The sequence below is a fragment of the Blastococcus sp. SYSU DS0541 genome, from assembly GCF_054050875.1.
In genome coordinates this window covers 51,358-75,572 of the sequence record NZ_JBJHAD010000015.1, presented here as the reverse complement: position 1 = coordinate 75,572, position 24,215 = coordinate 51,358, and the positions used below count along the sequence as shown (strand labels likewise).

General features: G+C 75.1%; 25 protein-coding genes and 1 pseudogene. 8 read left to right on the top strand and 18 right to left on the bottom strand.

From position 1 onward, the window contains the following. Positions 1-78 precede the first annotated feature (78 nt). The 4 genes from hisF to ACI794_RS15930 are packed head-to-tail and all read right to left on the bottom strand — an operon-like array spanning position 79 to position 2,870. Positions 79-873 (bottom strand): imidazole glycerol phosphate synthase subunit HisF, encoded by a 795-nt coding sequence (hisF, locus tag ACI794_RS15945; RefSeq protein ID WP_456616837.1) that lies wholly within the window; start codon positions 871-873, stop codon positions 79-81. Continuing rightward, the gene (locus ACI794_RS15940) at positions 870-1,262 is read right to left on the bottom strand and encodes a RidA family protein (protein WP_456601913.1); all 393 of its coding nucleotides are present in this window, start codon (positions 1,260-1,262) and stop codon (positions 870-872) included. The genes hisF and ACI794_RS15940 overlap by 4 nt, the downstream gene beginning before the upstream one ends. After that, positions 1,259-1,990 (bottom strand): bifunctional 1-(5-phosphoribosyl)-5-((5-phosphoribosylamino)methylideneamino)imidazole-4-carboxamide isomerase/phosphoribosylanthranilate isomerase PriA, encoded by a 732-nt coding sequence (gene priA / locus ACI794_RS15935; RefSeq protein WP_456601912.1) that lies wholly within the window; start codon positions 1,988-1,990, stop codon positions 1,259-1,261. The genes ACI794_RS15940 and priA overlap by 4 nt, the downstream gene beginning before the upstream one ends. A 37-nt stretch (positions 1,991-2,027) precedes the next feature. Then, on the bottom strand, positions 2,028-2,870 hold the full coding sequence (locus ACI794_RS15930) for a helix-turn-helix domain-containing protein (RefSeq protein WP_456616836.1): 843 nt from the start codon (positions 2,868-2,870) through the stop codon (positions 2,028-2,030). Positions 2,871-2,908: 38 nt separating this feature from the next. Here ACI794_RS15930 and ACI794_RS15925 point away from each other — a divergent pair, with 38 nt between their 5' ends. The 4 genes from ACI794_RS15925 to ACI794_RS15910 all read left to right on the top strand — a co-directional run bounded on the left by ACI794_RS15925 (position 2,909) and on the right by ACI794_RS15910 (position 5,804). Further along, the gene (locus tag ACI794_RS15925; protein WP_456601910.1) at positions 2,909-3,457 is read left to right on the top strand and encodes a TIGR03086 family metal-binding protein; all 549 of its coding nucleotides are present in this window, start codon (positions 2,909-2,911) and stop codon (positions 3,455-3,457) included. Between the two features lie 46 nt (positions 3,458-3,503). Next, the gene (locus tag ACI794_RS15920) at positions 3,504-4,106 is read left to right on the top strand and encodes a nitroreductase family protein (protein WP_456601909.1); all 603 of its coding nucleotides are present in this window, start codon (positions 3,504-3,506) and stop codon (positions 4,104-4,106) included. Positions 4,107-4,162: 56 nt separating this feature from the next. Beyond that, positions 4,163-5,413 (top strand): aminoglycoside phosphotransferase family protein, encoded by a 1,251-nt coding sequence (locus ACI794_RS15915; RefSeq protein ID WP_456616835.1) that lies wholly within the window; start codon positions 4,163-4,165, stop codon positions 5,411-5,413. A gap of 94 nt (positions 5,414-5,507) precedes the next feature. Further along, positions 5,508-5,804: a hypothetical protein gene (locus ACI794_RS15910; protein WP_456601907.1), complete on the top strand. Its 297-nt coding sequence runs from the start codon at positions 5,508-5,510 to the stop codon at positions 5,802-5,804. Positions 5,805-5,860: 56 nt separating this feature from the next. On the opposite strand, the gene ACI794_RS15905 is transcribed toward ACI794_RS15910, so the two are convergent. The 4 genes from ACI794_RS15905 to ACI794_RS15890 form a co-directional block, all read right to left on the bottom strand. Continuing rightward, entirely contained in the window at positions 5,861-6,529 is a 669-nt protein-coding gene (locus ACI794_RS15905) for a response regulator transcription factor (protein WP_456601906.1), read from the bottom strand. After that, a complete protein-coding gene (locus ACI794_RS15900; RefSeq protein ID WP_456616834.1) occupies positions 6,526-8,091 on the bottom strand; it encodes a sensor histidine kinase in 1,566 nt (521 codons plus the stop codon). Before ACI794_RS15900 ends, ACI794_RS15905 begins: the two co-directional genes overlap by 4 nt. A 21-nt stretch (positions 8,092-8,112) precedes the next feature. Beyond that, the gene (locus tag ACI794_RS15895) at positions 8,113-8,436 is read right to left on the bottom strand and encodes a hypothetical protein (protein ID WP_456601904.1); all 324 of its coding nucleotides are present in this window, start codon (positions 8,434-8,436) and stop codon (positions 8,113-8,115) included. Positions 8,437-8,502: 66 nt separating this feature from the next. Then, positions 8,503-10,824: a M28 family peptidase gene (locus ACI794_RS15890; RefSeq protein ID WP_456616833.1), complete on the bottom strand. Its 2,322-nt coding sequence runs from the start codon at positions 10,822-10,824 to the stop codon at positions 8,503-8,505. A gap of 91 nt (positions 10,825-10,915) precedes the next feature. Here ACI794_RS15890 and ACI794_RS15885 point away from each other — a divergent pair, with 91 nt between their 5' ends. Then, the gene (locus ACI794_RS15885) at positions 10,916-11,680 is read left to right on the top strand and encodes an SDR family NAD(P)-dependent oxidoreductase (RefSeq protein ID WP_456582601.1); all 765 of its coding nucleotides are present in this window, start codon (positions 10,916-10,918) and stop codon (positions 11,678-11,680) included. Between the two features lie 6 nt (positions 11,681-11,686). On the opposite strand, the gene hisH is transcribed toward ACI794_RS15885, so the two are convergent. Continuing rightward, the gene (hisH, locus tag ACI794_RS15880) at positions 11,687-12,325 is read right to left on the bottom strand and encodes an imidazole glycerol phosphate synthase subunit HisH (RefSeq protein ID WP_456601901.1); all 639 of its coding nucleotides are present in this window, start codon (positions 12,323-12,325) and stop codon (positions 11,687-11,689) included. 190 nt (positions 12,326-12,515) lie between these two features. Between hisH and ACI794_RS15875 the strand changes: the two are divergent. Together ACI794_RS15875 and ACI794_RS15870 are read left to right on the top strand one after the other, a co-directional pair. Continuing rightward, positions 12,516-13,379 (top strand): annotated as a pseudogene (locus ACI794_RS15875) (DUF222 domain-containing protein); the annotation flags it as partial. A gap of 95 nt (positions 13,380-13,474) precedes the next feature. Continuing rightward, positions 13,475-13,699 carry an HNH endonuclease signature motif containing protein gene (locus ACI794_RS15870; protein WP_456616850.1) on the top strand — a complete coding sequence of 75 codons (225 nt, stop codon included), beginning with the start codon at positions 13,475-13,477 and terminating at the stop codon, positions 13,697-13,699. A 60-nt stretch (positions 13,700-13,759) separates the two neighbouring features. Here the strand turns inward: ACI794_RS15870 and ACI794_RS15865 are convergent, their stop codons facing one another. From ACI794_RS15865 to hisD, 5 genes are read right to left on the bottom strand one after another with little or no spacing between them, the layout of a single operon-like run. After that, positions 13,760-14,350, bottom strand: coding sequence for a nucleotidyltransferase family protein (locus tag ACI794_RS15865; RefSeq protein ID WP_456616832.1), 591 nt, complete (start codon positions 14,348-14,350; stop codon positions 13,760-13,762). A 7-nt stretch (positions 14,351-14,357) separates the two neighbouring features. Beyond that, positions 14,358-14,534 (bottom strand): hypothetical protein, encoded by a 177-nt coding sequence (locus tag ACI794_RS15860; protein ID WP_456601898.1) that lies wholly within the window; start codon positions 14,532-14,534, stop codon positions 14,358-14,360. Between the two features lie 16 nt (positions 14,535-14,550). Further along, positions 14,551-15,147 (bottom strand): imidazoleglycerol-phosphate dehydratase HisB, encoded by a 597-nt coding sequence (gene hisB / locus ACI794_RS15855; protein WP_456616831.1) that lies wholly within the window; start codon positions 15,145-15,147, stop codon positions 14,551-14,553. A gap of 5 nt (positions 15,148-15,152) precedes the next feature. Beyond that, positions 15,153-16,265, bottom strand: a complete 1,113-nt coding sequence (locus ACI794_RS15850; RefSeq protein WP_456616830.1) for a histidinol-phosphate transaminase — start codon at positions 16,263-16,265, stop codon at positions 15,153-15,155. Continuing rightward, complete coding sequence (gene hisD / locus ACI794_RS15845; protein ID WP_456616829.1) at positions 16,262-17,566, bottom strand: histidinol dehydrogenase; 1,305 nt, start codon at positions 17,564-17,566, stop codon at positions 16,262-16,264. The genes ACI794_RS15850 and hisD overlap by 4 nt, the downstream gene beginning before the upstream one ends. 117 nt (positions 17,567-17,683) lie before the next feature. Between hisD and ACI794_RS15840 the strand changes: the two genes are divergently transcribed. Further along, positions 17,684-18,484 carry an LON peptidase substrate-binding domain-containing protein gene (locus tag ACI794_RS15840; RefSeq protein ID WP_456616828.1) on the top strand — a complete coding sequence of 267 codons (801 nt, stop codon included), beginning with the start codon at positions 17,684-17,686 and terminating at the stop codon, positions 18,482-18,484. Positions 18,485-18,502: 18 nt separating this feature from the next. Here the strand turns inward: ACI794_RS15840 and ACI794_RS15835 are convergent, their stop codons facing one another. From ACI794_RS15835 to ACI794_RS15820, 4 genes are all read right to left on the bottom strand, one after another. Continuing rightward, positions 18,503-19,093, bottom strand: coding sequence for a hypothetical protein (locus tag ACI794_RS15835; protein WP_456601893.1), 591 nt, complete (start codon positions 19,091-19,093; stop codon positions 18,503-18,505). Positions 19,094-19,155: 62 nt separating this feature from the next. Then, positions 19,156-22,716 carry a DNA polymerase III subunit alpha gene (gene dnaE, locus ACI794_RS15830; protein ID WP_456601892.1) on the bottom strand — a complete coding sequence of 1,187 codons (3,561 nt, stop codon included), beginning with the start codon at positions 22,714-22,716 and terminating at the stop codon, positions 19,156-19,158. A gap of 221 nt (positions 22,717-22,937) precedes the next feature. Continuing rightward, the gene (locus ACI794_RS15825) at positions 22,938-23,381 is read right to left on the bottom strand and encodes a GNAT family N-acetyltransferase (RefSeq protein WP_456616827.1); all 444 of its coding nucleotides are present in this window, start codon (positions 23,379-23,381) and stop codon (positions 22,938-22,940) included. Between the two features lie 26 nt (positions 23,382-23,407). Beyond that, entirely contained in the window at positions 23,408-24,211 is an 804-nt protein-coding gene (locus ACI794_RS15820) for a CPBP family intramembrane glutamic endopeptidase (RefSeq protein ID WP_456616826.1), read from the bottom strand. Between the last annotated feature and the right edge of the window lie 4 nt (positions 24,212-24,215).

Sequence of the window (24,215 nt, the reverse complement as noted above, 5' to 3'; positions counted from 1 at the left end):
CCCGCGACGGACCTTCGTCCCGCATGCGGGATACCGCGCGCGGCGCACGCCGGCTCCGGCGCGCTCACCCGGCAACCGTCAGTGGAGTGGCTGGTCGCCCTCGCGGCGCACCGGGACGCCGGCCGCGGCCAGGCCGGCCTTGACGTCGCCGACGCGGAGCTGGCCGAAGTGGAAGACGCTCGCCGCCAGCACCGCGTCGGCGCCCGCCGCGACGGCGGGCGGGAAGTGCTCCACCGCGCCCGCGCCACCGCTGGCGATCAGCGGCACGTTCACCTCGCGGCGCACCTGCGCGATGAGGTCGGTGTCGAAGCCGGCGCGCGTGCCGTCGGCGTCCATGGAGTTGAGCAGGATCTCGCCGACCCCGAGCTCCGCTGCCTGCACGCACCACTCGACGGCGTCGCGGCCGGTGCCCCGGCGGCCGCCGTGGGTGGTGATCTCGTAGCCGGAGTCGGTCACCGCGCCGTCGCGGGTCCGGCGCGCGTCCAGCGACAGCACCAGCACCTGGCTGCCGAACCGGTGGGCGATCTCGGCGATCAGCTCGGGCCGGGCCACGGCGGCGGTGTTGACCGCGACCTTGTCCGCGCCGGCGCGCAGCAGCTTGTCGACGTCCTCGACGCCGCGCACGCCGCCGCCGACGGTCAGCGGGATGAAGACGCTCTCGGCGGTGCGGCGGACGACGTCGTAGGTGGTCTCGCGGTTGCCGGAGCTGGCGGTGATGTCCAGGAAGGTCAGCTCGTCGGCGCCCTCGGCGTCGTAGACCCGGGCCATCTCGACGGGGTCCCCGGCGTCGCGGAGGTCGACGAAGTTCACGCCCTTGACCACGCGCCCGGCGTCGACGTCGAGGCACGGGATGACCCGCACGGCGAGCGTCACGCCGCGGGCTCCCGCACGGCGTCGGCCTCGATCTCCACCAGCAGCTCGGGGTCGACGAGCGCGGAGACCTCGACCATGGTCGACGCCGGCCGGATGCCGCCGAACACCTCGCCGTGGGCGCGGCCGACCTCCTCCCAGCGGCTGATGTCGGTGACGTACATCCGGGTGCGGACGACGTCGGCGAGGGCGAAGCCGGCCCGCTCCAGCGACTGCTCGATGATCGCCAGCGCCTGCCGGGTCTGCGCCGCGGCGTCGCCGGGGTGCGCGACCTCGCCGTCGATGGTGGACGTCGTCCCGCTGACCCAGGCCGCGTCCCCGCGGACGACGACGCGGCTGTAGCCGACCACCGCCTCCCAGGGGCTGCCCGAGCCCAGGCGGACCACGCTCACGCCAGCTCCTCGGTCACCCGGAGGGCCTCCGGCAGGGTGAAGGCGCCGGCGTAGAGGGCCTTGCCGACGATGGCGCCCTCGACGCCGATGGCGGTCAGCGAGGCCAGCGCGCGGATGTCGTCGAGCGAGCTGACCCCGCCCGAGGCGATCACCGGCCGCGGGGTGGCGGCGCAGACCTCGCGCAGCAGCTCCAGGTTCGGGCCCTTGAGGGTGCCGTCCTTGGTGATGTCGGTGACCACGTAGCGGGCGCAGCCCTCGGCGTCCAGGCGGGCGAGCGTCTCGTACAGCTCCCCGCCCTCCTGGGTCCAGCCCCGGGCGGCCAGCCGGGTGCCGCGGACGTCGAGGCCGACGGCGATCCGGTCGCCGTGCTCGGCGATGGCCCGGGCGCACCACTCGGGCGACTCCAGGGCGGCGGTGCCGAGGTTGACCCGTCGGCAGCCGGTGGCCAGCGCCGCCTCGAGCGACGCGTCGTCGCGGATGCCGCCGGAGAGCTCCACGTCGACGTCCAGCTCTCCGACGACGCGGGCCAGCAGCTCGCGGTTGCTGCCGCGGCCGAAGGCGGCGTCGAGGTCGACCAGGTGCACCCACTCGGCGCCGTCGCGCTGCCACTGCAGCGCGGCGTCGAGGGGGTCGCCGTAGGAGGTCTCGCTGCCGGCCTCCCCCTGCACGAGACGGACGGCCTGGCCGTCGGCGACGTCGACGGCGGGGAGCAGCTGCAGCTTCGGCACGGGTGCAGCCTAGGGACCGCCTCCGGGGCGCCCGGCGTCAGCTCCCGGCCGCGTGCCGGGCGGCGAACCGCCCGGGGGTCATCGCGGTCACGCGGGCGAAGTCGCGGGTGAAGTGCGCCTGGTCGGCGTAGCCCAGCACCGCCGCCACCTCGCCGATGCTCGACGGGTTGCCGCGCAGCCGCTCGGCCGCCTCCTGGAGCCGGCGCCGCTGGATCAGCCACTTGGGCGTGAGCCCCAGGCGGCGGTGCACCAGCCGCTGCAGCGCCCGTTCGGAGAGCCCGAAGCGCGCGCACACCTGCGCGACGCGGACCACCTCGCGGTCGCCCTCGACGAACGCCACCACCTCGTTGACCAGGCGGCCGTCGTCGTCGACCGGGAGGAACGGCCGCAGCGCGTCGCCGAACGCGGCCATCGCCGCGGTGTGCGCCTCCGGGGCGTGCGGGTCCTGCGCCATGGCGGCGCGGACGCGCGTGGTCAGCCGCTCCCCCTCGGGCCCCAGCACCTCGGCGACGTCGACGTACCGGTCGGTGTACCCGCTCATCGGCCCCCCGGCGACCAGCGCGCCCGCCGCTGGAGCGCACATGACGCCCACCGCCCAGCCGTCGCCGGTCAGCGTCGTCTCCGACAGCCCGCTCACGACGCCGTAGAACCGGGCGTAGCCCCCCGAGACGACCAGCAGCGCGACCGGGTACTGCAGGACCCGCTGCGGGGCCTCGCGGCCGGGCGGGACCGACCACACCGGGATCCAGAACCGCTGCAGCAGGCCGTCGAACTCCGGCGCCGCGGGATAGCGGTGGATGACGTGCGAGGCGTCGTCCGGGTCCTTGAGGTGGGCGCGCTCGACGTGGTCCATCGCCCCACCGGCCCTGTCGGGTTTCATCAAGACCGAGCCTGCCGCACGCTCCTACGTTCCGGGGCATGACCTCCACCGCCGCGAGCTTCCAGGCCGCCGAACGCCCCTTCACCGCGCTGCTCGACGCCGTCCCCCCGGCCGGCTGGGCCCGCCCGTCCCCCTGCGAGGGCTGGACCGCCGCCGACGTCGTCAGGCACGTGATCGGCACCCAGCGCGACTTCCTCACCACGCACGGCGTCGACCTCGGCGAGGCCCCGGACGTCGCCGCGGACCTCGCGACCGCCTGGCGGGAGCACGCCAAGCGCACTGCCGAGGCGGTGTCGGACGACGCCGTCGCCGCCCGGGAGTTCGAGGGCTTCTTCGGCCCCACCACGGTCGGCGCCGCCTTCGTGCAGTTCTACGTCTGGGACATGGTCGTGCACCGCTGGGACGTCGCCCGCGCCGTCGGCGCCGACGCCGGCCTCACCGACGAGGAGCTGGACCGGATCGAGGCGGGCGCGGACGCCTTCGGCCCCGCCCTGCACATGGACGGCATCTGCCGCCCGGCCCTGGAGGTGCCCGGCGACGCCGACCGGGCGACGCGGGCGCTGGCCCGGCTCGGCCGGAGGGCCTGACCCGGCGTCGCCCCCGTGCGGCAGGCTGACGGCGTGGAGAGCTGCCGTGGAGTTCGCTGACGTCGTCCGCCGTCGCCGCATGGTGCGCGACTACGACCCCGACCGCCCGGTGCCCCCCGAGGTGCGGGAGAGGCTGCTCGAGCACGCCATCCGGGCGCCGTCGGCCGGGTTCAGCCAGGGCTGGGCGTTCCTCGTGCTGGAGACACCGGAGGAGCGCGACCGATTCTGGTCGGCGACTGCGCCGGCCCCCACCCACCCGGACGGCTGGCTGACCCGCATGCGGCGGGCCCCGCTGCTGGTCGTGCCGCTGGCCAACAAGAGCGCCTACCTCGACCGCTACGCCGAGCCGGACAAGGGCTGGACCGACCGCGACGAGGCCCGCTGGCCGGTGCCCTACTGGGACGTCGACGCCGGGATGGCCTCGCTGCTGATGCTGCTCACCGCGGTCGACCAGGGGCTCGGTGCCTGCTTCTTCGGCGTCCCGGCCGAGCGGGTCGGCGCGTTCCGGTCGGCGTTCGGGGTGCCGGAGGAGTACCGGCCGGTCGGCTGCGTCTCGGTCGGCTACCCCGGCGCGGAGGACCGCCGGTCGCCGTCGCTGCGCCGGGGCCGGCGGGGCGTCGACGAGGTGGTGCACCGGGGCCGCTGGTGAGAGCTCCCTCATCGGGCTCTCACGCGCGGTTCACGGCCGCCACCGAGGCTGGCGGGGTGGACAGCGGCCCGCTCAGCCCGGTGCGGGTCCCCCCGTGGTGGCCCCCCTCGCTGCAGCTCCTGCTCGGCGCGCCGGCCGGCAATCTCTGGTCGGCCGTGCTGGGGCCGCTGTCCGGCCGGCTCCGGACCCTCGCGGCGACGTCGGTGTCCCTGCGCCCCGACGGGGCGGCCACCGTCCGCCACACCGCCGTCGTCGAGTGGGCCGACGGGCGCACCACGCGCGAGCACCTCGCGGCGACGACGGGCACCGCGATGCCGCCGGGGGCCGCCGTCGTCGAGGGCGAGGCCGGGGGTGCACCGCTCGCCGTGGGTCTCTGGCGGTGGCCGCTGGACCCCGCGCTGCCCGGGCTGGCCTGGGCGACCTCGGCCGCCGGGGTGGCCGAGCGGCTGGCCGCGCTCGGCGTCGACGTCCCCGCCCCCCGGCTGCGGCTGCGCGCCTACCGGCCCGGCCGGCGCGCGGTCGTGGAGGTGACCTCGCCCGCCGGTCGCTGGTTCCTCAAGGTCGTCCGCCCGTCGGCGGTCGCGGACCTCGTGCACCGCCACACCGCCCTGGCCCCGGCCGTCCCGGTCCCGCCGGTGCTGGCGAGCACCGCCGACGGCGTGGTCCTGCTGCCCGGCCTGCCCGGCACGCCCCTGCGGGCGGCGCTGACCGGGGACCCCGCGAGGCTGCCCGACCCGCAGGCACTCGACCTCCTGCTCGACCGGCTCCCGGCCGTGGCGGCGCGGAAGAGGCGCGGCGCGCCCGGCGACCCGCTGCCCGCCCTGCGGGCGCACGCGGCGGTGCTCGGAACGGTGTCCCCCGCCCTCCTGCCCCGGCTGGAGCGGGTCACCGCCGCGGTGGCGGCCGGCGCCGGCCGGCACCCCGTCGTGCCGGTGCACGGTGACTTCTACGAGGCGCAACTGCTCGTGGACGACGCCGGGGCGGTCGTCGGCCTGCTCGACGTGGACACCGCCGGCCCGGGGGCCCGGATCGACGACTGGGCCACCCTGCTGGGACACCTGGTCCTGCTGGAGCACCTGGCCGTCGAGCGGGAGCCGATCACCGCCTACCGCGAGCGGGCGGTCTCCCTGCTCGCGGGGCGCTGGCCCCGGGGCCAGCTGGAGGCCCGGGTGTCGGGCGTGCTCGTCGGTCTGGCCACCGGCCCCTTCCGGGTGCAGCAGCCGGGGTGGGCCGCGGCGACCGAGGCCCGGCTGGCCCTCGCCGAGCAGTGGGCCGGCTGCACGGCGCGGCACTCCGCCGCCGGATGAGAGCAGCCTCATCGCGGTCTCCCGGAGGGCTCACCCGCGGTGGGCACCGTGGTCCTCGTCAGCGCACCAGCACCGTTCCCGAGAGGACTGCACCATGAGCAGCACGCCCGCCACCTGGAAGATCGTCACCTTCGGCACCGCGCTCGCGGGGCTCGGCGTCGCCGGCGTCGGCATCGCCGCGGCGGACGACGGCGGGGCCTCGTCGCAGCCGCCGGCCGCCATCTCCGTCGCGGCGGACGACAGCCCCGACGCCTCGCCCGACGACGACGCCGTCGCCGAGGCGTCCACGGACACGTCCGACCGCGACGGGGACAGCCCCGACGACGCCAGCCCGGACGTCGACACACCCGACGTCGACACCCCCGACGACAGCCCGGACACCGACGACTGATCCCTGGAGCCGACGGCCCCGGTCCCCACTCGGGCCGGGGCCGTCGGCTGCGCGGGTCAGGCCGCCGGGAGGCGGTAGCCCATGCCGCGCACCGTCTCGATGCGCTCGGCACCGAGCTTCCTGCGGAGGTACCGGACGTAGACGTCCACGACGTTGGAGCCCGGGTCGAAGTCGTACCCCCACACGTGGCTGAGCAGCTGCTCGCGGGCCAGCACCTGACCCGGGTGGCGCAGGAAGGTCTCGGCGAGGGCGAACTCCCGCGCCGAGAGGTCGACGACCCGCCCGTCCACGCTGGCCCGCCGGGTCCGCAGGTCCAGCGAGAGCCCGCCGACGGTCAGCACCGTGGCAGTGCTCTCGGCATCGCGGGCCCCGGCCAGCCGCAGCCGGACCCGGGCGAGCAGCTCCTCGAAGCGGAAGGGCTTGGCCATGTAGTCGTCCGCGCCGCCCTCCAACCCCGCGACGGTGTCCTGCACGCTGTCCCGCGCGGTCAGGACGACCACCGGGACGGTGCAGCGCTCGGCACGCAGGGCCCGCAGAACCGAGAAGCCGTCGAGCACCGGCAGCCCGATGTCGAGGACGACCAGGTCGAACTCGCCGCTGCGGGCGCGGTCGAGCGCCGACAACCCGTCGCCGACGACCGCCGTCACGAAGCCGTTGGCCTTCAGGCCCTTCTCGACGAACGCGGCGATGCGGGGCTCGTCCTCGGCGATCAGCACCCGGCTCACCGGGACCCTCCCTCGGTCGGTGCGGAGGGGACCCCGGCCCCCAGGAGCGGTGTGTCCGCGGCGTCGTCGACGGTGCCCTCCGGGCCGGCGGGCAGGTCGGCCGGCCCGCCGTCGTGCGGGGGCGCCGGCCGGGCGGGCAGGACCAGGGTGAAGGTCGCCCCCTCCCCCGGGCGACTGTGCAGCTCCACGGTGCCGCCGTGACCGGCCGCGATCGCCCGCACGATGGAGAGGCCGAGGCCCGCGCCGTCGCTGCGCCGTGCCGCCGAGCTGCCGCGGGAGAACCGGTCGAACACCCGCTCCTGGTCCGCCGCGGGGATCCCGGGCCCGGTGTCGTCGACCCACACCAGCAGCCGGTCGCCGCTGAGCCGGCTCCCCAGCACGATGCGGTCCCCGGTCCCGGTGTGCTGGACGGCGTTGTCGGCCAGCGCAACGACCGCCTGGGTCAGCCGCTGCGGGTCCAGGAGCAGGTCGGCCCGGGCGACGGCGCCCAGCTGCCAGTCGCGGTCGCCGAGCTGCCGGACCTTGCCGAACACGTCGGCGGTGACCTCCGCGACGTCCACCGGCTGCAGGCGGACGAACTCGGGCTGCTCGGCGCGGGCGAGCAGGAGCAGCTCGGACACCATGCGGTTCATCCGCTCCAGCTCGTCGTCGACCAGGGCGACCGTCTGGCGCACGTCCTCGGGGTCGGACGGGTCGAGCACCTCCAGGTGCCCGCGCACGATGGTGATCGGCGTGCGCAGTTCGTGGCCGGCGTCGTCGAGGAACCGGCGCTGGGCCGCGACGCCGGTCTCGACCCGGTCGAGCATCCCGTTGACGGCCACGGCGAGGTCCCCGAGCTCGTCGGCCGGGCGCCCGTCGACCGGGATGCGGCCGGTCAGGTCGGTCTCGGTGATCCCCTGCGCGGTCGTCGCGACGGCGCGCACCGGGGCGAGGACGCGACCGGCGACGACCCACGCCCCGGCGGCGGCGAGCAGCACCGTCACCCCGCCGACACCCAGCATCAGCCGCGCGGTGTCGTCGGCGGCCTGGCGCTCCTGGTCGGCGAAGTAGGCGACGAGGGCGACGCCCGGGGTCGGGTCGCCCTCCAGGGTGACCGGGACCGCGAGGTACCGGACCTCGCCCGCGCCGCTCGCGTAGCTGCCGGCGCGGGTCTCGGTCACCGACCCCACGAGGTCGGTGAAGGCGGCGTCCTCGCTCAGCAGGACCGGCGCCTCGATGCGGCTCTGGAAGCGGTACTCGCCGCCCACGTAGCCGAGGAACTTCTCGTTCGGGCGGGCCAGGTTGTAGGTGATCACGGTCCGCAGCACGTCGGCCACCGAGGCGAAGGGCTCCCCCGTCGCCGGGTCGATGTTGCCCTCGACGATCTGCGAGAACTCCTCCACCTCGGCCCGCAGCGCCAGGTCCATCCGCTCGTCGATCGACCGGATGAGCAACCGCCAGGTGACCAGCGTGACCAGCGCCAGCGCCAGGAGCACCAGCAGGAGGACCCAGGCGATGATCCGCGTCCGGGCGGTCCGGGGCACCAGCCGGCGCCGGGCGCGCTCGCGCCACCCGGCCCTCACCTGCTGCCCCTCGTGCACCGCTCAGTCGTCACCGTCGTCGTCAACGTCCGGGCCCCCGTCGTCGTCCCCGGGACCGTCGTCGTCATCGTCATCGTCGTCGGGCAGGGGTGGCGGGGGCACGACGTCGGTGGCCGGCGGCGGCCCACCCGCGTCCCCCGGCCCGGGCGCGACCGGCTCGGACGCGGCCGGCTCGGACGGAAGCTCCACCCGGGCGGGGACGTCGATGGGCGCCGGCACCGGCTGCTCCACCGGTGCCGGCGAGCCCAGCAACGCCCATGCCAGGCCGCCGGTGAGCAGGACGGCGGCGAGGCCGGCGAGCACGGCGAGCAGCGGACGAGGTCGCACCGGTTCAGCCTCGGCCGTCCCGGTGGCACGGTGGTGACAGCGGGATGAGAGAGCTCTCATCCCCGGTCAGCCGAGCGCGGTGATCCCCGTGACGAGCACCAGGTCCGCGCCGTGCGTGCCGGCGACGTCGACCCCCTCGGGCCGGGGATCGAACCCGGGGAGCTCCTCGAGCCCGTCGCTGCCGTCGGTGGCGCGCAGCCGCACCGGACCGTCGCCCTCCACCGTGAACGCGGCCTGCAGCCCGTCGGCGGGCGGCGCGTGGAAGGTGATCCGCAGGGCGCTGCCGCCCAGCGACCCTTCGGGCACGTCCCGGCCGGCGAGCCGGGCGCGGACGACGCTGCCGCCGTCGACGGTCAGCTCGAGGTCGACCAGCCGGACGCCGCTCCGCTGAGGCGCCACCCGCACGGCGATCTCCCGCCGCCCGCCGAGGACCTCGTCGGACACCACGGTGACCGCCGGCGCCGGGAGGTCGGCGACCTCGGCCGGTCCGGTCAGCAGGTCGCGGCCGGCGAGGTAGGGCAGGTCGGCGCCGAGCGTGCCGCGGCCGTCGACGAAGCGGGCGGTCCACTCCCCCGGCGTCGTCTCGGTCGTCACCCAGCGGGCCTCGTCCTGCTCGGTGTCGAGCACGTACGCCAGCCGGCTGGGCACCGGGTGGTCCGCGTCGAACCGGTCGACCGCCAGCCCGACCGCAGCGCACGCCCCCGCGGTGGCCAGCGCCACCACGGGCACGGCGGCCGACCCGAGCCGGGCCCTGCCCGCGGGGTCGGGGAAGAGGAGGTCGAACGCCGGCAGCAGGGCGAGCCCGGCGAGGACGACGACGACCGACGGCGCGAGCGCCTGGGACAGCCCGAGGGCCGGGAAGAAGAGCGCGGCGGTCGGTGCGAGGACGAGCACCGCGGCCGCACCGGTGAGCAGCGCGGCCAGGACGCGGACGACCCGGGCGGGCACGAGGACGGCGACGGTGCCGGTGAGCCCACCGACCAGCGCCGGCCACGCGGCCAGGTAGGAGCCGCCGGGCGCCACAGCGGCGAGCACGAGCGCCACCACGGCGAGCCAGAGGAACGCACCCGCGGCCAGTGGTCCGGCACCGACCCGGCGGCGCAGCAGGGCGTACCAGACCAGGACCACGGCCAGCACCAGCGCCACCGCGGCCAGCCGGAACCAGCCCGGCCGCCAGGGGTCGAGCATCGTGGCGTAGCCGGGGCGGACCCCGACGAGGGCCGCCCACAGGCCCTGCGCGGCGAGCGGCGCCGCCACCAGCGGGACGATCGCCAGCGCAGCCGCGCCGGCCGTGCGCCGCAGCGAGCCGAGCCCGCGGGCGTGCAGGGCCCAGGCCAGCCCGGCGGCCGCCGCCAGCGCCGCACCGGCCAGCGGCCACACCAGCGAGCCCGGGTAGCGGACCAGCAGGCCCGGAAGGGGGAAGTAGGTGGCGTCCGCGGCCGCGGGCCCGGCGAGCTCGGCCAGGTCGCGGCCCCCGAGCTCGCGGGCCAGAGCCAGGGTGTTGTCGCCGAGGGCCTGCAGCGTGCCGCGGTCGAGCCGGTCCGGGGTGTCCTGCGGCGAGTGGTAGGCGGCCGCGCCCTCGATGAAGGCGGTGTTCATGCCGGTGAAGCCGCCGTCCTCGAGGAGGACGCTGAAGTCGGTGTCGTTGGGCAGCGCCCGGTAGACCTCGACGGCGACGCTGCTCGCGACCGGGTGCGGCGCGGCGTCGGCGTACACCGCGGCGAGGCCGGCGTTGCCGCGCGAGGTCTCGAACATGATCGGCGGCCCGCCGGTGCCGCGGGCCTCGACGTTGAGCGCCACCCCCCCGCCGGCCAGCGGGTGCGAGGCGGTGAACGCCTCGGCCCCGCAGAGGCAGGCCTCCTCGGCGTCGGTGAGGACGACGACGACGTCGTTGCGCAGCGAGGGGCCCTCCGTCAGCGCGCGGACCGACTCCAGCAGCGTGGCGACCCCGGCGGCGTCGTCGGCCGCGCCCGGGCCGCCCTCCACCGAGTCGTGGTGCGCCACGAGGTAGAGCCGGCCGGTGGGGTCGGCACCGGGGAGGACTGCGACGACGTTGCGGACCCGGGCCATGCGCGCCTCCCCCGCCCCGCCGGGCCGGGTACCGACGGCGTTCTGCACGCGGGTGTCCAGGCCGAGGTCGGTCAGCGTGGCCACCAGGTCGGCCACCACCGCGTCGCTCGCGGGGCTGCCCGCCACGCGCGGCTCGGCCGCGATGCGCTCGACGTGCGCGACGGCGCGGGCGGCGCTGAACTCAGCGGGCGGGGCGTCGGCGGGGCGCGGGTCCGGCGGCTGCAGCCCTGCGACGGTCCAGGCGGCGAGCGCCAGGAGCAGCGCCACGACGGCGAGCCCGACCGGGCGGCCGGGGCGGGACAGGCGCTCGGCGGGCACGGGACCTCCTCGGACGGGGACCCGCGCACCCTAGGGCGCGGGCGCACCCCGGCGGGGCAGGCGCGGCCGACGCGGCTGGTTGACTGCCGCCATGACCAGCGCCCCGGAGTCCCGCGCCGTCCTCGTCACGGGCGCGTCCCGCGGCATCGGGCGGGCCATCGCGCTCGCCTTCGCCGCCCGTGGCGACCGGGTCGCCGTGCACTCCGGCACCTCGCGGGAGGCCGCGGAGCGGGTCGCCGCCGAGCTGCCCGGCCGCGGGCACGCCGTCGTCCAGGCCGACGTCGCCGACGCCGAGGCGGTCGCAGCGGCGGTCGACGAGGCCGCCGCCGCCCTGGGCGGGCTGCAGGTGCTGGTCAACAACGCCGGCGTCTTCACCCCGCACCCGCCGCTGGAGACCTCCTGGGCCGACTGGCAGGCGGTGGTGGCCCGCACGCTGCAGGTGAACCTGGTCGGCGCGATGCACGCGACCTTCCGGGCGGTGCCGCACCTGGTCGCCGCCGGCGGTGGCGCGGTCGTCAACGTGACCAGCCGGGGCGCGTTCCGGGGCGAGCCGGCCACCCCCGCCTACGGCGCCGCCAAGGCGGGCCTCAACGCGTTCGGGCAGTCGATGGCCCAGGCGCTCGCCCCGCACGGGATCAGCGTGGGCAGCGTCGCACCGGGGTTCGTGCAGACGGAGATGGCGCGCGACGTCCTCGACGGCCCGGGCGGCGACGCGGTGCGGGCGCAGTCGCCCTACGGCCGGGTGGCGCGGCCCGAGGAGGTCGCCGCCGCGGTGCTCTGGCTGGCGTCTCCGGAGGCCCGCTTCTCCACCGGCACGATCATCGACGTCAACGGGGCCAGCTACCTGCGCAGCTGAGCCACCTCAGTCGAGGCTGTGCAGCCAGTTGGTGAGCAGCTGGGCCCCCGCGTCCCCGCTCTTCTCGGGGTGGAACTGGGTGGCCGAGAGGGCGGCGTTTTCCACACCCGCGACGAACCGGTCGCCGTGCTCGGCCCAGGTCACCAACGGCTTGGCCAGCGGCGAGGGGACGCCGTCCTGGCCGAGCGGGAAGTTCCGCACGCCGTAGGAGTGGACGAAGTAGAAGCGCTGGTCGGCCAGCCCCGCGAACAGCACGCTGTCCCGCGGCGCCTGCACGGTGTTCCAGCCCATGTGCGGCAGCACCGGCGCCTCGAGCGGCTCGACGACGCCGGGCCACTCGCCGCAGCCCTCGGCGTCCACGCCGTGCTCGACGCCTCGCTCGAAGAGGATCTGCATGCCGACGCAGATTCCCAGCACCGGCCGGCTGCCCGCGAGCCGGCGGCCGATGATGCGGCGGCCGTCGACGGCGTCCAGCCCCGCCATGCAGGCGGCGAACGCGCCGACGCCGGGGACCACGAGGCCGTCGGCGTCCAGCGCCGTCTGCGCGTCGGAGGTCACCGTGACCTCGGCGCCGACCCGCTGCAGGGCGCGCTCCGCGGAGCGCAGGTTGCCCGAGCCGTAGTCGAGGACCGCCACCTTCTTCACGCCTGCCACGCTACCGACCAGCGCCGGAGCCCCCTCACGTGTTCCCGCGCCCCCCCCGAGGACCGATCGCCGTCCCCGTCAAGTTGATCCCGGCATCTGTGGACAAGTCGCTGACCTGCAGATTCATGCAGCGGCGGAGGCCGATCGGCGGTATTATTCGCACATTCGTTCGACAGGTGCGGAGGGCGCGGTGGACCGGTTGGTCGCCGCGCTGGACGACCTGGCCGCCGAACGGCTCGACGGCGCGTTCGGCCCGCAGCTGATCGAGCAGCTGGGTGCGCTGCTCACCGCGTCCAACCGGCTGGCCGCGCAGGTGGCCCGCCGGGTGCGGGAGTGCGAGGTCACCCAGGCCGCCGAGCACGACGGGAAGGCCTCGATGGCCTCCTGGCTGCGCGGGCACGCGCTGCTCTCGGCCGGCGCGGCGTCGCGGCTGGTGCGCTCGGGCCGGGCGCTGCCGGAGCTGCCGGCGGTGGCCGCGGCCTTCGCCGCGGGGGCGATCACCGCCGAGGCGGTGGTGGTGATCGCCGCGGTAGCCACCCCGGGGAACCTGGCCGCCGCCGCGGCCCAGGACGTCGACCTCGCCGGGGTCGATGCCGCGCTGGCGGAGGTGGCCGCGAGCCGCCCGCACGCCGAGCTGCGCCAGGTCGTGGCCCACTACCTGGCCCGGCTCGATCCTGGTGGGCTCGAACCCGATCCCACCGAGGGACGCTCCCTCACCTTCGTCAAGCACGCCGACGGGTCGGTCTCCTTCCGCGGCGAACTGGACGCCGTGGGCGGGGAGAAGGTCCAGGCCGCGGTCGAGTCCCTGCTGCAGGCCGCCCGGCCCGCCGGGGACACCCGGACCCGCGCCCAGCAGCAGGGCGACGCCCTCGTGCAGCTCGCCGACAACGCCCTGGCCGCGGGCACCCTGCCGGTGCTGCGCACCCACAAACCCCAGGTGGTGGTCCGGGTGGACCTGGAGGACCTCATCGACCCGGACACCGGCCCCGGCGCGGCCACCCTCGGCTTCGGGGCGACGATCTCCGCGGCCCGGGCCCGTTGGCTGGCCTGCGACGGCACCGTCACCCGCATCGTGCTGGGCCCCGAAGGCCAACCCCTCGACGTCGGCCGCGTTCGGCCCCTTCGCAGGGGCCCGCCGCGAGCTTGCGAGTGGCGGGGGGCGGAGGGGTCCTTTCGTTCACCGGCTGCCACGCCCCCACCCACTGGTGCGACGTCCACCACATCGTGCACTGGGCCGACGGCGGGGACACCTCGCTGGAGAACTCAGCCCTGCTCTGCGAACGGCACCACACCAAGATCCACCACGGGTTCCGCGTCGAACGACAACCCGACGGCCGATGGCGCCCTACCGGCCCGACGGCACCGAGATCCTGATACTCCCCCGCATCAGCGCAGAGCCGGCCAACTCCCGAGCAGGGTGAGCCGCGGGCACGTTCAGCGAGCCGGGGTCCCGCTCCACGGGACGACGGTGAGCTCGGGCCACTGCTGCTGCCACCGCGCGGCCTTGGCCTCGTAGACGTGCCGGGGCGCCAGCCGCCGGTTGGGTCGCACCACCAGGTCGAACAGGTCGGCGTAGCCGTGCGGCGCGTAGACCTGCAGGCCGCCGGCGCCGTCGACCCGGATGCCGTAGCAGCAGCACACGGCCGCGAAGTGGTCGATGGCGTCGGCGCAGTCGCGGAACGGCACCGCCGGCACCCCGAAGCGGGCCTCGTACCAGAGGTGCACCCGGGCCTCGTTGCGGATCTCCACCGGCACGGGCAGGTCGCCGAAGAGCTCGGCGCCCGCGCGGATCACCGCGTCCTCCGACTCCCAGGAGGTGTCGGGGTCGAAGTAGAAGAAGTCGGCGTCACGGATGCCGCTGCCCGGCGGCCGGCCGGTCAGGTCGTTCCACACCGTCTGGAACAGCACCCCGGCGGTGAGCCACCACTCGCCCACGCCGAGGACCGGGGCTCGCTCGAGCACGGCCCGCACCGTCGGGTCGGCCGTCACGATCCCGAGGAACCGCTCCTCGTCGGCCGGGCGCACGCCCGGCTCAGATCAGGCGCAGGATGCCCGCCGCGCTGGCCAGCACGGCGGCGAGGAGCAGGATGACCGCGAAGACGATCTGCGGGCCGGTGCGCCCGACGCTGTCGTCGTCCGCCCGCCAGATGCTCCACGCCCCACCGAGCAGGAACCCACCCAGCAGGAGCAGGGGCAGCCCCGCGTTCACCGCCGGCCGCGCGGGATCACAGCGCGCCCTTGGTCGAGGGCACGTCGGTGACCCGGGGATCGATCGCCACGGCCGCGCGCAGCGCCCGCGCCAGCGCCTTGAACTGGGCCTCGACGATGTGGTGCGCGTCCCGGCCGGCGTAGAGCACCCGCACGTGCAGGCTGATCCGCGCGTTGAAGGCGAACGACTCGAGCACGTGCTTGGTCAGCGACGTCGGGTAGTCCGGCCCGATCATCGGCGTCATGTTCTCGGGCTCGGCGTGCACGAAGTACGGCCGCCCGGAGAGGTCGACGGCGGCCTGGGCGAGCACCTCGTCCATCGGGATGGTCACGTCGCCGTAGCGGGTGATCCCGCGCTTGTCCCCCAGCGCCTCGGCGAACGCCTGCCCCAGCGCGATGGCGACGTCCTCGACCGTGTGGTGCGCGTCGATGTGCAGGTCGCCGTCGGCCCGCACGGTGAGGTCGATGCCGCTGTGCTTGGACAGCGCGGTGAGCATATGGTCGTAGAAGCCCACGCCCGTGCTGACGGAGCTGCTGCCGGTGCCGTCGAGGTCGAGCTCCACCACGAGCTTGGTCTCGTTGGTCTGGCGCTCGACGCGTGCGGTGCGGGTCATGGGGGTCAGTCTCCCAGAGTCGTGCGGTGGTCCGGCGCGACCTCACCCAGCGCGGTGAGGAACGCGTCGGTCTCCTCGGCGGTGCCGGCGGTCACCCGCAGCCACCCCGGCAGCCCGACGTCCCGCACGAGCACCCCCCGGTCCAGCAGCGCCCGCCAGGCGGCCGGTGCGTCGGCGAAGTGGCCGAAGAGCACGAAGTTCGCGTCGCTGGCCACGCTGGTCAGCCCCAGGGCCGGCAGCGCCGCCACGATGCGGTCGCGCTGGGCCTTGACCGCGTCGACGGTCGCCAGCAGGGCGTCGGTGTGCGCCAGCGCCGCCCGCGCGGCGGCCTGGGTGAGCGAGCTCAGGTGGTACGGCAGCCGCACCAGCTGGAGGGCGTCGACGACGGCGGGGTCCGCGGCCAGGTAGCCCAGCCGCAGGCCGGCCATGCCGAACGCCTTGCTCATCGTGCGGCTCACGATCAGCCGCGGCCGGCCCGGGAGCAGCGTGAGCGCCGACGGGGTCCCCGCCCGGGCGAACTCCGCGTAGGCCTCGTCGACGACGAGCACCCCCTCGGTCGCCTCGTACAGGGCGGCGACCGTCGCCAGGTCCACGGCCGTGCCGGTCGGGTTGTTCGGGCTGGTGACGAAGACGACGTCGGGCCGCACCTCGCGCACCTGGGCGACGGCGGCCGCGGTGTCGATCGTGAAGTCGGCCGCCCGGTGGCCGTCGACCCACGCCGTGCCGGTGCCCGCAGCGATGATCGGGTGCATCGAGTACGACGGCGTGAACCCCAGCGCCGTGCGGCCCGCGCCCCCGAACGCCTGCAGGACCTGCTGCAGCACCTCGTTGGAGCCGTTGGCCGCCCACACCTGCGCGGGACCGACCGCCAGGCCGCCGGTCCGGGTGAGGTAGGCGGCGAGGTCGGCGCGCAGCGCGACGGCGTCCCGGTCGGGGTACCGGTTGAGCTCCAGCGCCGCATGCCCCAGCGCCGCGCCGAGGTCGGCCAGCAGCTCGGCCGGCAGCGGGTGCGGGTTCTCGTTGGTGTTGAGCCGGTGGGTGGCCGGCAGCTGCGGGGCGCCGTAGGGCGTGCGGCCGCGCAGCTCCGGCCGCAGCGGGAGCTCGTCGAGCGACGTCACGACCGCTGCCGGACCCGCACCGCGGCCGCGTGCGCCGGGAGGTCCTCGGCGCCGGCGAGGGCGTCGACGTGCCCGGCGACGTCGGCCAGCGCCTGCTCGTCGTACTCGACCAGGTGTATGCCGCGCAGGAAGGACTGCACCGACAGGCCGCTGGAGTGCCGCGCGCACCCCCCGGTGGGCAGCACGTGGTTGGACCCGGCGATGTAGTCACCGAGCGAGACCGGCGACCAGGCGCCGACGAAGATCGCCCCGGCGTTGCGCACCCGCATCGCGACGTCGCGCGCGTCGCGGGTCTGGATCTCCAGGTGCTCGGCGGCGTAGGCGTCGACGACCCGCAGCCCCGCCTCGAGGTCGTCGACCAGCACGACGCCCGACTGGGTGCCGTCCAGAGCGGTGGTGATCCGGTCGGAGTGCTTGGTGGCGGCGACCTGCCCGGGCACCAGGGCGAGCACGGCGTCGGCCAGCTCCTCGCTCGACGTCACGAGGACCGCCCCGGCCAGGGGGTCGTGCTCCGCCTGGCTGATCAGGTCGGCCGCCACGTGCGCCGGGTCGGCGGTGTCGTCGGCGAGGATCGCGACCTCGGTGGGCCCGGCCTCGGAGTCGATGCCGATCAGCCCGCGCAGCAGCCGCTTGGCGGCGGTCACGTAGACGTTGCCGGGGCCGGTCACCATGTCGACCGGCTCGCACGAACCGGCGCCGTACCCGAAGACGGCGATGGCCTGCGCCCCGCCGACGGCGTAGACCTCGGTGACGCCCAGCAGTGCGCAGGCGGCGAGCACCCCGGGGTCGGGCAGGCCGCCGTTGTCCCGCTGCGGCGGGGAGGCCACCGCGATCGACTCGACGCCGGCGATCTGCGCGGGCACCACGTTCATGACGACGCTGGACAGCAACGGCGCCAGCCCACCGGGCACGTAGAGCCCCACCCGCCGGACGGGGAGCCAGCGCTCGGTCACCGTCCCGCCGGGGACGACCTCCGTGGTGACGTCGCTGCGCCGCTGGTCCGAGTGCACCTTCCGCACCCGGGCGATCGACTCTTCCAGGGCCTCGCGCAGCGTCGGGTCGCACTCGGCGAGCGCGCGGGTCAGCGCCTCCTGCGGGACGGCGAAGTCCTCGGCGTCCACGCCGTCGAGCCGGGCGGTGATCTCGCGCACCGCCTGCGCCCCCCGCAGTCGCACGTCCTCGCACAGCGGGCGGACGGTGGCGAGCACCGAGTCGATGTCGGTGGCGGCCCGCGGCAGCAGTCCGGCGAGCTCTCGCACGCCGGGCAGCGCGTTCCCACGCAGGTCGATGCGTGCCAGCACGGAGGCCTCCGGAGTCGGATCGGGTGGTGCGACGCGGGTCCCAGGGTATCCAGCGCCGTCCGGCGTCCCCGGAGCGCCCGCACGGGCGAGACGCGCGCGGCCCGTAGGCTTGCCGGGATGGGCGAGCTGATCCCGCTGTTCCCGCTGGGCCGCCCCCTGTTCCCGGGGGTCGTCCTGCCGCTGCAGATCTTCGAGCCCCGCTACCGCCGCCTCATGCGCGACCTCATGGACCGCCCCGAGCACGGCGACCGCCGCTTCTTCGGCGTGGTCGCGATCCGGCAGGGCTGGGAGGTCGAGCGGGTGGCCCCGGCGGCAGCGCTCTACGACATCGGGTGCACCGCGCGCCTGCAGCGGGTGCAGCCCCAGTCCGACGGCGGCTTCCGCATCGTGACCGTCGGCGGCGAGCGGTTCCGGCTCCTGGACGTCGTCGTCGGCGAGGATCCGCCCTACCTGCAGGCCGAGGTCGAGTGGCTCGCCGAGGAGGAGGCCGCCGAGGAGGCCGCCGGGGACGCCGAGTCGGTGACCGACGGCGACCGCTCGCTGGTGCCGCCCGCGGACGAGGTGGCCACCTCGGTCGCCCGGGGGTCGCTGGATCTCCTGGCGCGGGGGGTGGGTGACCTGTTCACGCGCTACGTGGCCGAGGTGTCGGCCCTGGGCGCCGGCGCGACCGGGGACGGCGTGGAGGCGGCGGTGCGGCTCGCCGCGGCCGGGGACGACCCGGCGGCGCTGTCCTGGCTGGTCGCCTCCTCGGCGCTGCTCACCACCGAGGACCGGCAGTCGCTGCTCGCCGAGTCCGCGACCCGCCGACGGCTGGCCGCGGAGTCCCGGCTGCTGCGCCGGGAGCTCACCCTCCTGCAGACGCTGGGCGCTGTACCCGCGCCGCTGCAGCAGTTCGCCACCCCGATGACGGTGAACTGAGGGAGGCCCCCGGCCTGTTCAGCCCGTGCGGGCCCCGGGCGGGGTCCAGGTGCGCCCGAGGCCGTCGTCGGCGGCCAGGAGCGCGCAACCCAGGTAGACCAGCAACGCGGCGAACGGCGCAGCGGCCAGGCCGGGCAGCGAGCTCAGCACCAGCCCCGTGGTGACCTGGGCACCGACCTCGGACAGCTGCGCCTCGGTCGGCGAGGGGGCGAGCAGCTCACCGGTCTGCCAGGCGAGGACGGCGGCGACCGAGCCCCCGACCGAGAGGGCGACCAGCATCCCCACCCCGCGAGCGCGGCGCACCCGCCACGCCGCCGCACCGGCCAGCAGGCCGAGCCCGAGGAGCAGGAGCACGAGGACGGCGTCGTCGGCGACGCGGACCTCCGCCGCGGGTGGCCCGACGACGACCGGCCCGGTGTCGGTGACCCGCAGTTCGGCGCGAGGCGCCAGCAGCCACCAGAGCGCCCCCACGGGCAGGCCGGCGAGCGCCAATCCCACCACCAGCGTCCGGGCGGCGTGCAGGTCCTGCCGCACCTCCGTCCAGCCCCGCCAGTAGGCGTGCACGGGCACCCCCGGGGCGGGCTGGAGGGGCAGCGGTGGGGTGGTCACCGTCCCAGTGAACAACGGCTCCGCCGGGGACCGCGCCCGACCCTCCCGCAGGGGGCCCTCGTTCAGAGCAGCGCGACGCTCGTCGGCCCGAGGAGGGCCTTGATGTCCCCCATCAGGGCGGGGCTGGGACGCACCCGCAGCCCCTGGTCGAGCCGCAGCACGGTCTCCCGGCCGCCGTTGACCAACTTGAGCTGCACCTCCGTGGTGCCCGGGTGGCTGCCGAGCACCTCGCGGAGCCGCTCGACCACCGGTGGGGTGCAGCGCGCCGCCGCCATCGAGACGAGCACGGGGCCGCGCGCGCCCTCGGTGAGCTCCGGGATGCTCACCTCCGACCCGAACAGCGACGGCTGCTCGTCGCGCCGGCTGATCCGGCCCTTGACCACGACGATCTGGTCGCGGACCACCTTCTCCGAGACCTCGGCCCAGGTCTTGGGGAAGAACAGGACCTCGATGCCCGATTCGAGGTCCTCCAGCGTCGCGATCGCCCACGGGGCGCCCTGCTTGTTGGTCCGCGGCGAGACCGAGGTGAGGATGCCGGCGATGGTCACGTTGGCGCCGTCCTCGACCCCGCCGGCGTTGATCTCGGCGATGGGTGTGTCGGCGTTGGCCGCCAGCACGTGCTCGACCCCGTGCAGCGGGTGGTCGGAGACGTAGAGGCCGAGCATGTCGCGCTCGAACATCAGCCGCTCGCTCTTGGACCAGTCGGCGGTCGGGATGGTGATGTCCAGCGCGTTGCCGAAGGGGTCGTCGGCCGCGTCCCCCTCGCCGAAGCTGCCGAAGAGGTCGAACTGGCCCTCGGCCTCCTTGCGCTTGAGCCCCATCGCGGAGTCGACGGCCTGCGCGTGGATCGCGACGATGCCCTGGCGCGAGTGGCCGAGCGAGTCGAAGGCACCGGCCTTGGCCAGGGACTCGATGACCTTCTTGTTGCAGGCCACGGTGTCGATCTTGCGCATGAAGTCGGCGAAGTCCTTGAACGCGCCCTTCTCCTCGCGCGCCTTGACGATCGACTCCACGACGTTGGTGCCGACGTTGCGGACCGACGCCAGCCCGAAGCGGATGTCGGTGCCGACGGCGGTGAAGTCCCACGACGACTCGTTGACGTCCGGCGGAAGGACCTTGATGCCCATCCGACGGCACTCGGCCAGGTAGATCGGCCGGCGGTCCTTGTCGTCCTGGACGCTGGTGAGCAGCCCGGCCATGTACTCGGCCGGGTAGTTGGCCTTGAGGTAGGCCGTCCAGTACGAGACCAGGCCGTAGGCGGCCGAGTGGGCCTTGTTGAACGCGTAGTCGGCGAACGGGACGAGAATGTCCCAGAGCGTCTTGATCGCGGCGCCGGAGAAGCCGTTGGCCTTCATCCCCGCCTCGAAGCCGACGAACTCGGCGTCCAGGACCGACTTCTTCTTCTTGCCCATCGCGCGGCGCAGCAGGTCGGCCTTGCCGAGCGAGTACCCGGCGACCTTCTGCGCGATGGCCATGACCTGCTCCTGGTAGACGATCAGGCCGTAGGTCTGGCCGAGGATCTCCTCCAGGGGCTCGGCCAGCTCCGGGTGGATCGGGGTGATCTCCTGCTGGCCGTTCTTGCGCAGCGCGTAGTTGGTGTGCGAGTTCGCGCCCATCGGACCCGGGCGGTAGAGGGCGCCGACGGCCGAGATGTCCTCGAAGTTGTCCGGCCGCATGAGCCGCAGCAGCGAGCGCATCGGCCCGCCGTCGAACTGGAAGACCCCGAGGGTGTCACCGCGGCTGAGCAGCGCGTAGGTGTTCGGGTCGGTGAGGTCCTTGCTGATCTCGTCGAGGTCGACCGGCTCCTTGCCGTTGATCACGATGTTGCGCAGCGCGTCGTCGATGACCGTGAGGTTGCGCAGGCCCAGGAAGTCCATCTTGAGCAGGCCGAGCGTCTCGCAGGTCGGGTAGTCGAACTGCGTGATGACCGCGCCGTCGGCCTCGCGCCGCATGATCGGGATCGAGTCGATGAGCGGGTAGCGGCCGATGATGACGCCGGCCGCGTGCACGCCCCACTGGCGCTTCAGCCCCTCGAGCTTGCGGGCCTGGTCGACCACCTCGGCGGCGCCGGGGTCGGACTCGTAGCGGGCGCGGAACTCCGCGGCCTCCTTGTAGCGCGGGTGGGCCGGGTCGAAGACCCCCGAGAGCGGGATGCCCTTGCCCATCACGTCCGGCGGCATGAGCTTGGTCAGCTCGTCGCCCACGGAGTAGGGCCGGTCGAGCACCCGGGCGGCGTCCTTGATCGCGGCCTTGGCCTTGATCGTCCCGTAGGTGACGATCTGGCTGACCCGTTCCTCGCCGTACTTCTTCGAGACGTACTGGATGACCTCGCCGCGCCGGCGGTCGTCGAAGTCGATGTCGACGTCGGGCATGGAGACGCGCTCGGGGTTGAGGAACCGCTCGAAGATCAGCCCGTGCTGCAGCGGGTCGAGGTCGGTGATGCCCATGGCGTAGGCGGCCAGCGAGCCCGCGGCGGATCCACGGCCGGGCCCCACGCGGATGCCGTTGTCCTTCGCCCAGTTGATGAAGTCGGCGACCACGAGGAAGTACCCCGGGAAGCCCATCTGGGTGATGATCCCGACCTCGTAGTCGGCCTGCTTGCGCACGTGGTCGGGGATGCCGCTCGGGTAGCGCTTGTGCAGGCCGCGCTCGACCTCCTTGACGAACCAGGAGGTCTCGTCCTCCCCCGGGGGCAGGGGGAAGCGGGGCATGAGGTCGGCGCCCTCGGTGAAGCTCACCTCGCACTGCTCGGCGACCAGCAGGGTGTTGTCGCAGGCCTCGCGGAGGTCGCCGGTGAACAGCGCGCGCATCTCGGCGGCGGACTTCAGGTAGTAGCCGTCACCGTTGAACTTGAAGCGGTTCGGCTCGTTGAGCCGCGAGCCGGTCTGGATGCACAGCAGGGCGTCGTGGGCCTCGGCGTCCTCCTTGTGCGTGTAGTGGAGGTCGTTGGTGGCCAGCAGCGGGATGCCGAGGTCCTTGGCGATCGCCAGCAGCGCCGGGCGGGTCTTCTTCTCGATGGACAGGCCGTGGTCCATCAGCTCGGCGTAGAAGTTCTCCCGCCCGAAGATGTCCTGGAAGTCGGCGGCCGCCTGGCGGGCCTTGTCCTCCTTGCCCGCGCGCAGCCACATGTTGACCTCGCCCGACGGGCAGCCGGTGGTGGCGATCAGGCCCTTGCCGTAGCGCTCCAGCAGGTCGCGGTCGAACCGCGGCTTGCGGTACTGCCCCTCCAGGCTGGCCAGCGAGGAGATGCGGAACAGGTTGTGCATGCCCTCGGTGGTGCGGGCCAGCAGCGTCATGTGGGTGTAGGCGGCCTTGCCCCGGTTGGACCCGCCGTCACCCTCCTCGTCGATGAGGTTGTCGCCGAAGTCGAAGGGCGCCCGGTCGAAGCGCGAGCCCGGCGTGTAGTAGCCCTCCATGCCGATGATCGGCTTCACACCGGCCGCGTTCGCCTGCTTGTAGAAGTCGTAGGCGCCGAAGACGTTGCCGTGGTCGGTCATGGCCAGCGCCGGCATCCCGTGCTCGGCCGCGGCCTTGGTGACCTCCGGCAGCTTCGCCGCACCGTCCAGCATCGAGTACTCGGTGTGCACGTGCAGGTGCACGAACGAATCGGACGGGCTGCTCACAGGGGGTCTGGCTCCTCACGGGTCGTGCGTGCCCGGCCGGCGTCACGCGGCGGGCGACCGGCGGGGAAGACCGGCGGTGCGTGCGGGGGGCGGCAGGCACCGGCGGGCCGGTGCGTCGATCCTCGCACTGGTAGGTGTCTACTTCGAGGGTCTGACAGAACGTGTCTTCTCACAGAAGGGACCCCGTCCTCCTCATCCCTCGCAGGCTCGGGACGGGGCCGTCACGGCAGGCGACGACGCATGGTCACGTGCGCGATGCCGGCCTCCTCGTACACCTCGCCGACGGCCGCGTAGCCCGCGCGCTCGTAGAACCGGCGGGCCGGCAGCTGGGCGTGCAGGACCACCTCGGTGGCGCCCCCGGCGAGCGCCTGGCGGTGCAGCTCGGCCAGGACGGCGGCCCCGTGGCCGCGGCCCCGCACCGCGGCGTCGGCGGCCATCCGGCCGATCCGCGCGGTGGCGCCGTCGAGCAGCAGCCGCCCCGTCGCCACCACCCGCCCCGAGCCGTCGCGGCTGAGCACGTGCAGGGCCGTGGCGTCGGCGTCGTCCTGCTCGATCTCCGGCGGGACGCCCTGCTCGTCCACGAAGACGCGGGTGCGCAGGGCCACGACCTCCGCCCGGTCCGCGGGGGTGGCGACCTGCGCGGCGGGGCTGGGCACGGCACCCATTGTGGCGTCCTCCCGGCCGGGGCCGGTCAGCGGCCCGGCGGCCCGCCCGCCTCGTGCACCGACGCCGGGAGCGCGCTGGCGGGGACGAGCAGGAAGCGCAGGTCGATGACCGCGTGCAGCAGCACCGGCAGCAGCAGCGAGCCGGTGTCCAGGTACAGCAGCGCCATCACCCCGCCGAGCACGCCGGTCAGGACGATCCCTGCCCGCCCCTGGTAGGCGTGCGCGAGTCCGAAGGCCACCGCGGCGACGACCACCAGCGACCAGGTGGGCGGACCGCCGGCCATGGCCGCGACCACCGCCAGGAAGAACCCCCGGTACAGCCACTCCTCGCACACCCCGGCGGTGACGCCGACGAGGATGAACAGCCGCCGCTCCCCCTCGGTCCGGGGCAGCAGCGCGAGCGTGGACTGACCGGGTGGCTCGGCGTGGCGCCCTTCGCCGGGGCGCCGGGCCGGCCGCGCCGCCTCCAGCAGGGCGCCGGCCCGCAACTGTCGGGTGGAGGCGACGACGAGCAGCAGCACGGCGAGGACCACCACCGCGGACACGGGACCGGGCCACTCCCGCGGCCAGACCAACCCCACGGCCGCGGCGTCGACCCCGGGCGAGGCCAGCCAGACGACGAAGGCGACGACGGCGAGGCCCCACTCGAGCACCAGCAGCCGCCGGTAGAACGACCGGCGCGCCCCGGCGTCGGTGCGCAACCGCCCCTCGAACCGACGGTGCAGCACGTGCCCGACGACGGGCTCGCCCACCACCAGGTAGGCCGCCACGACCACCGCGGCCAGCGCCGCCGGGCCGAAGGCGTCGAGGGCGACCGGCAGGCTCGTCACCGGC

Excerpts from the sequence above, each read along its gene's own strand:
- ACI794_RS15930 (WP_456616836.1), bottom strand. The coding sequence starts at position 2,870 with ATGAAACCCGACAGGGCCGGTGGGGCGATGGACCACGTCGAGCGCGCC.
- ACI794_RS15925 (WP_456601910.1), top strand. The coding sequence starts at position 2,909 with ATGACCTCCACCGCCGCGAGCTTCCAGGCCGCCGAACGCCCCTTCACC.
- ACI794_RS15910 (WP_456601907.1), top strand. The coding sequence starts at position 5,508 with ATGAGCAGCACGCCCGCCACCTGGAAGATCGTCACCTTCGGCACCGCG.
- ACI794_RS15885 (WP_456582601.1), top strand. The coding sequence starts at position 10,916 with ATGACCAGCGCCCCGGAGTCCCGCGCCGTCCTCGTCACGGGCGCGTCC.
- hisB (WP_456616831.1), bottom strand. The coding sequence starts at position 15,147 with ATGACCCGCACCGCACGCGTCGAGCGCCAGACCAACGAGACCAAGCTC.
- ACI794_RS15840 (WP_456616828.1), top strand. The coding sequence starts at position 17,684 with ATGGGCGAGCTGATCCCGCTGTTCCCGCTGGGCCGCCCCCTGTTCCCG.
- ACI794_RS15825 (WP_456616827.1), bottom strand. The coding sequence starts at position 23,381 with ATGGGTGCCGTGCCCAGCCCCGCCGCGCAGGTCGCCACCCCCGCGGAC.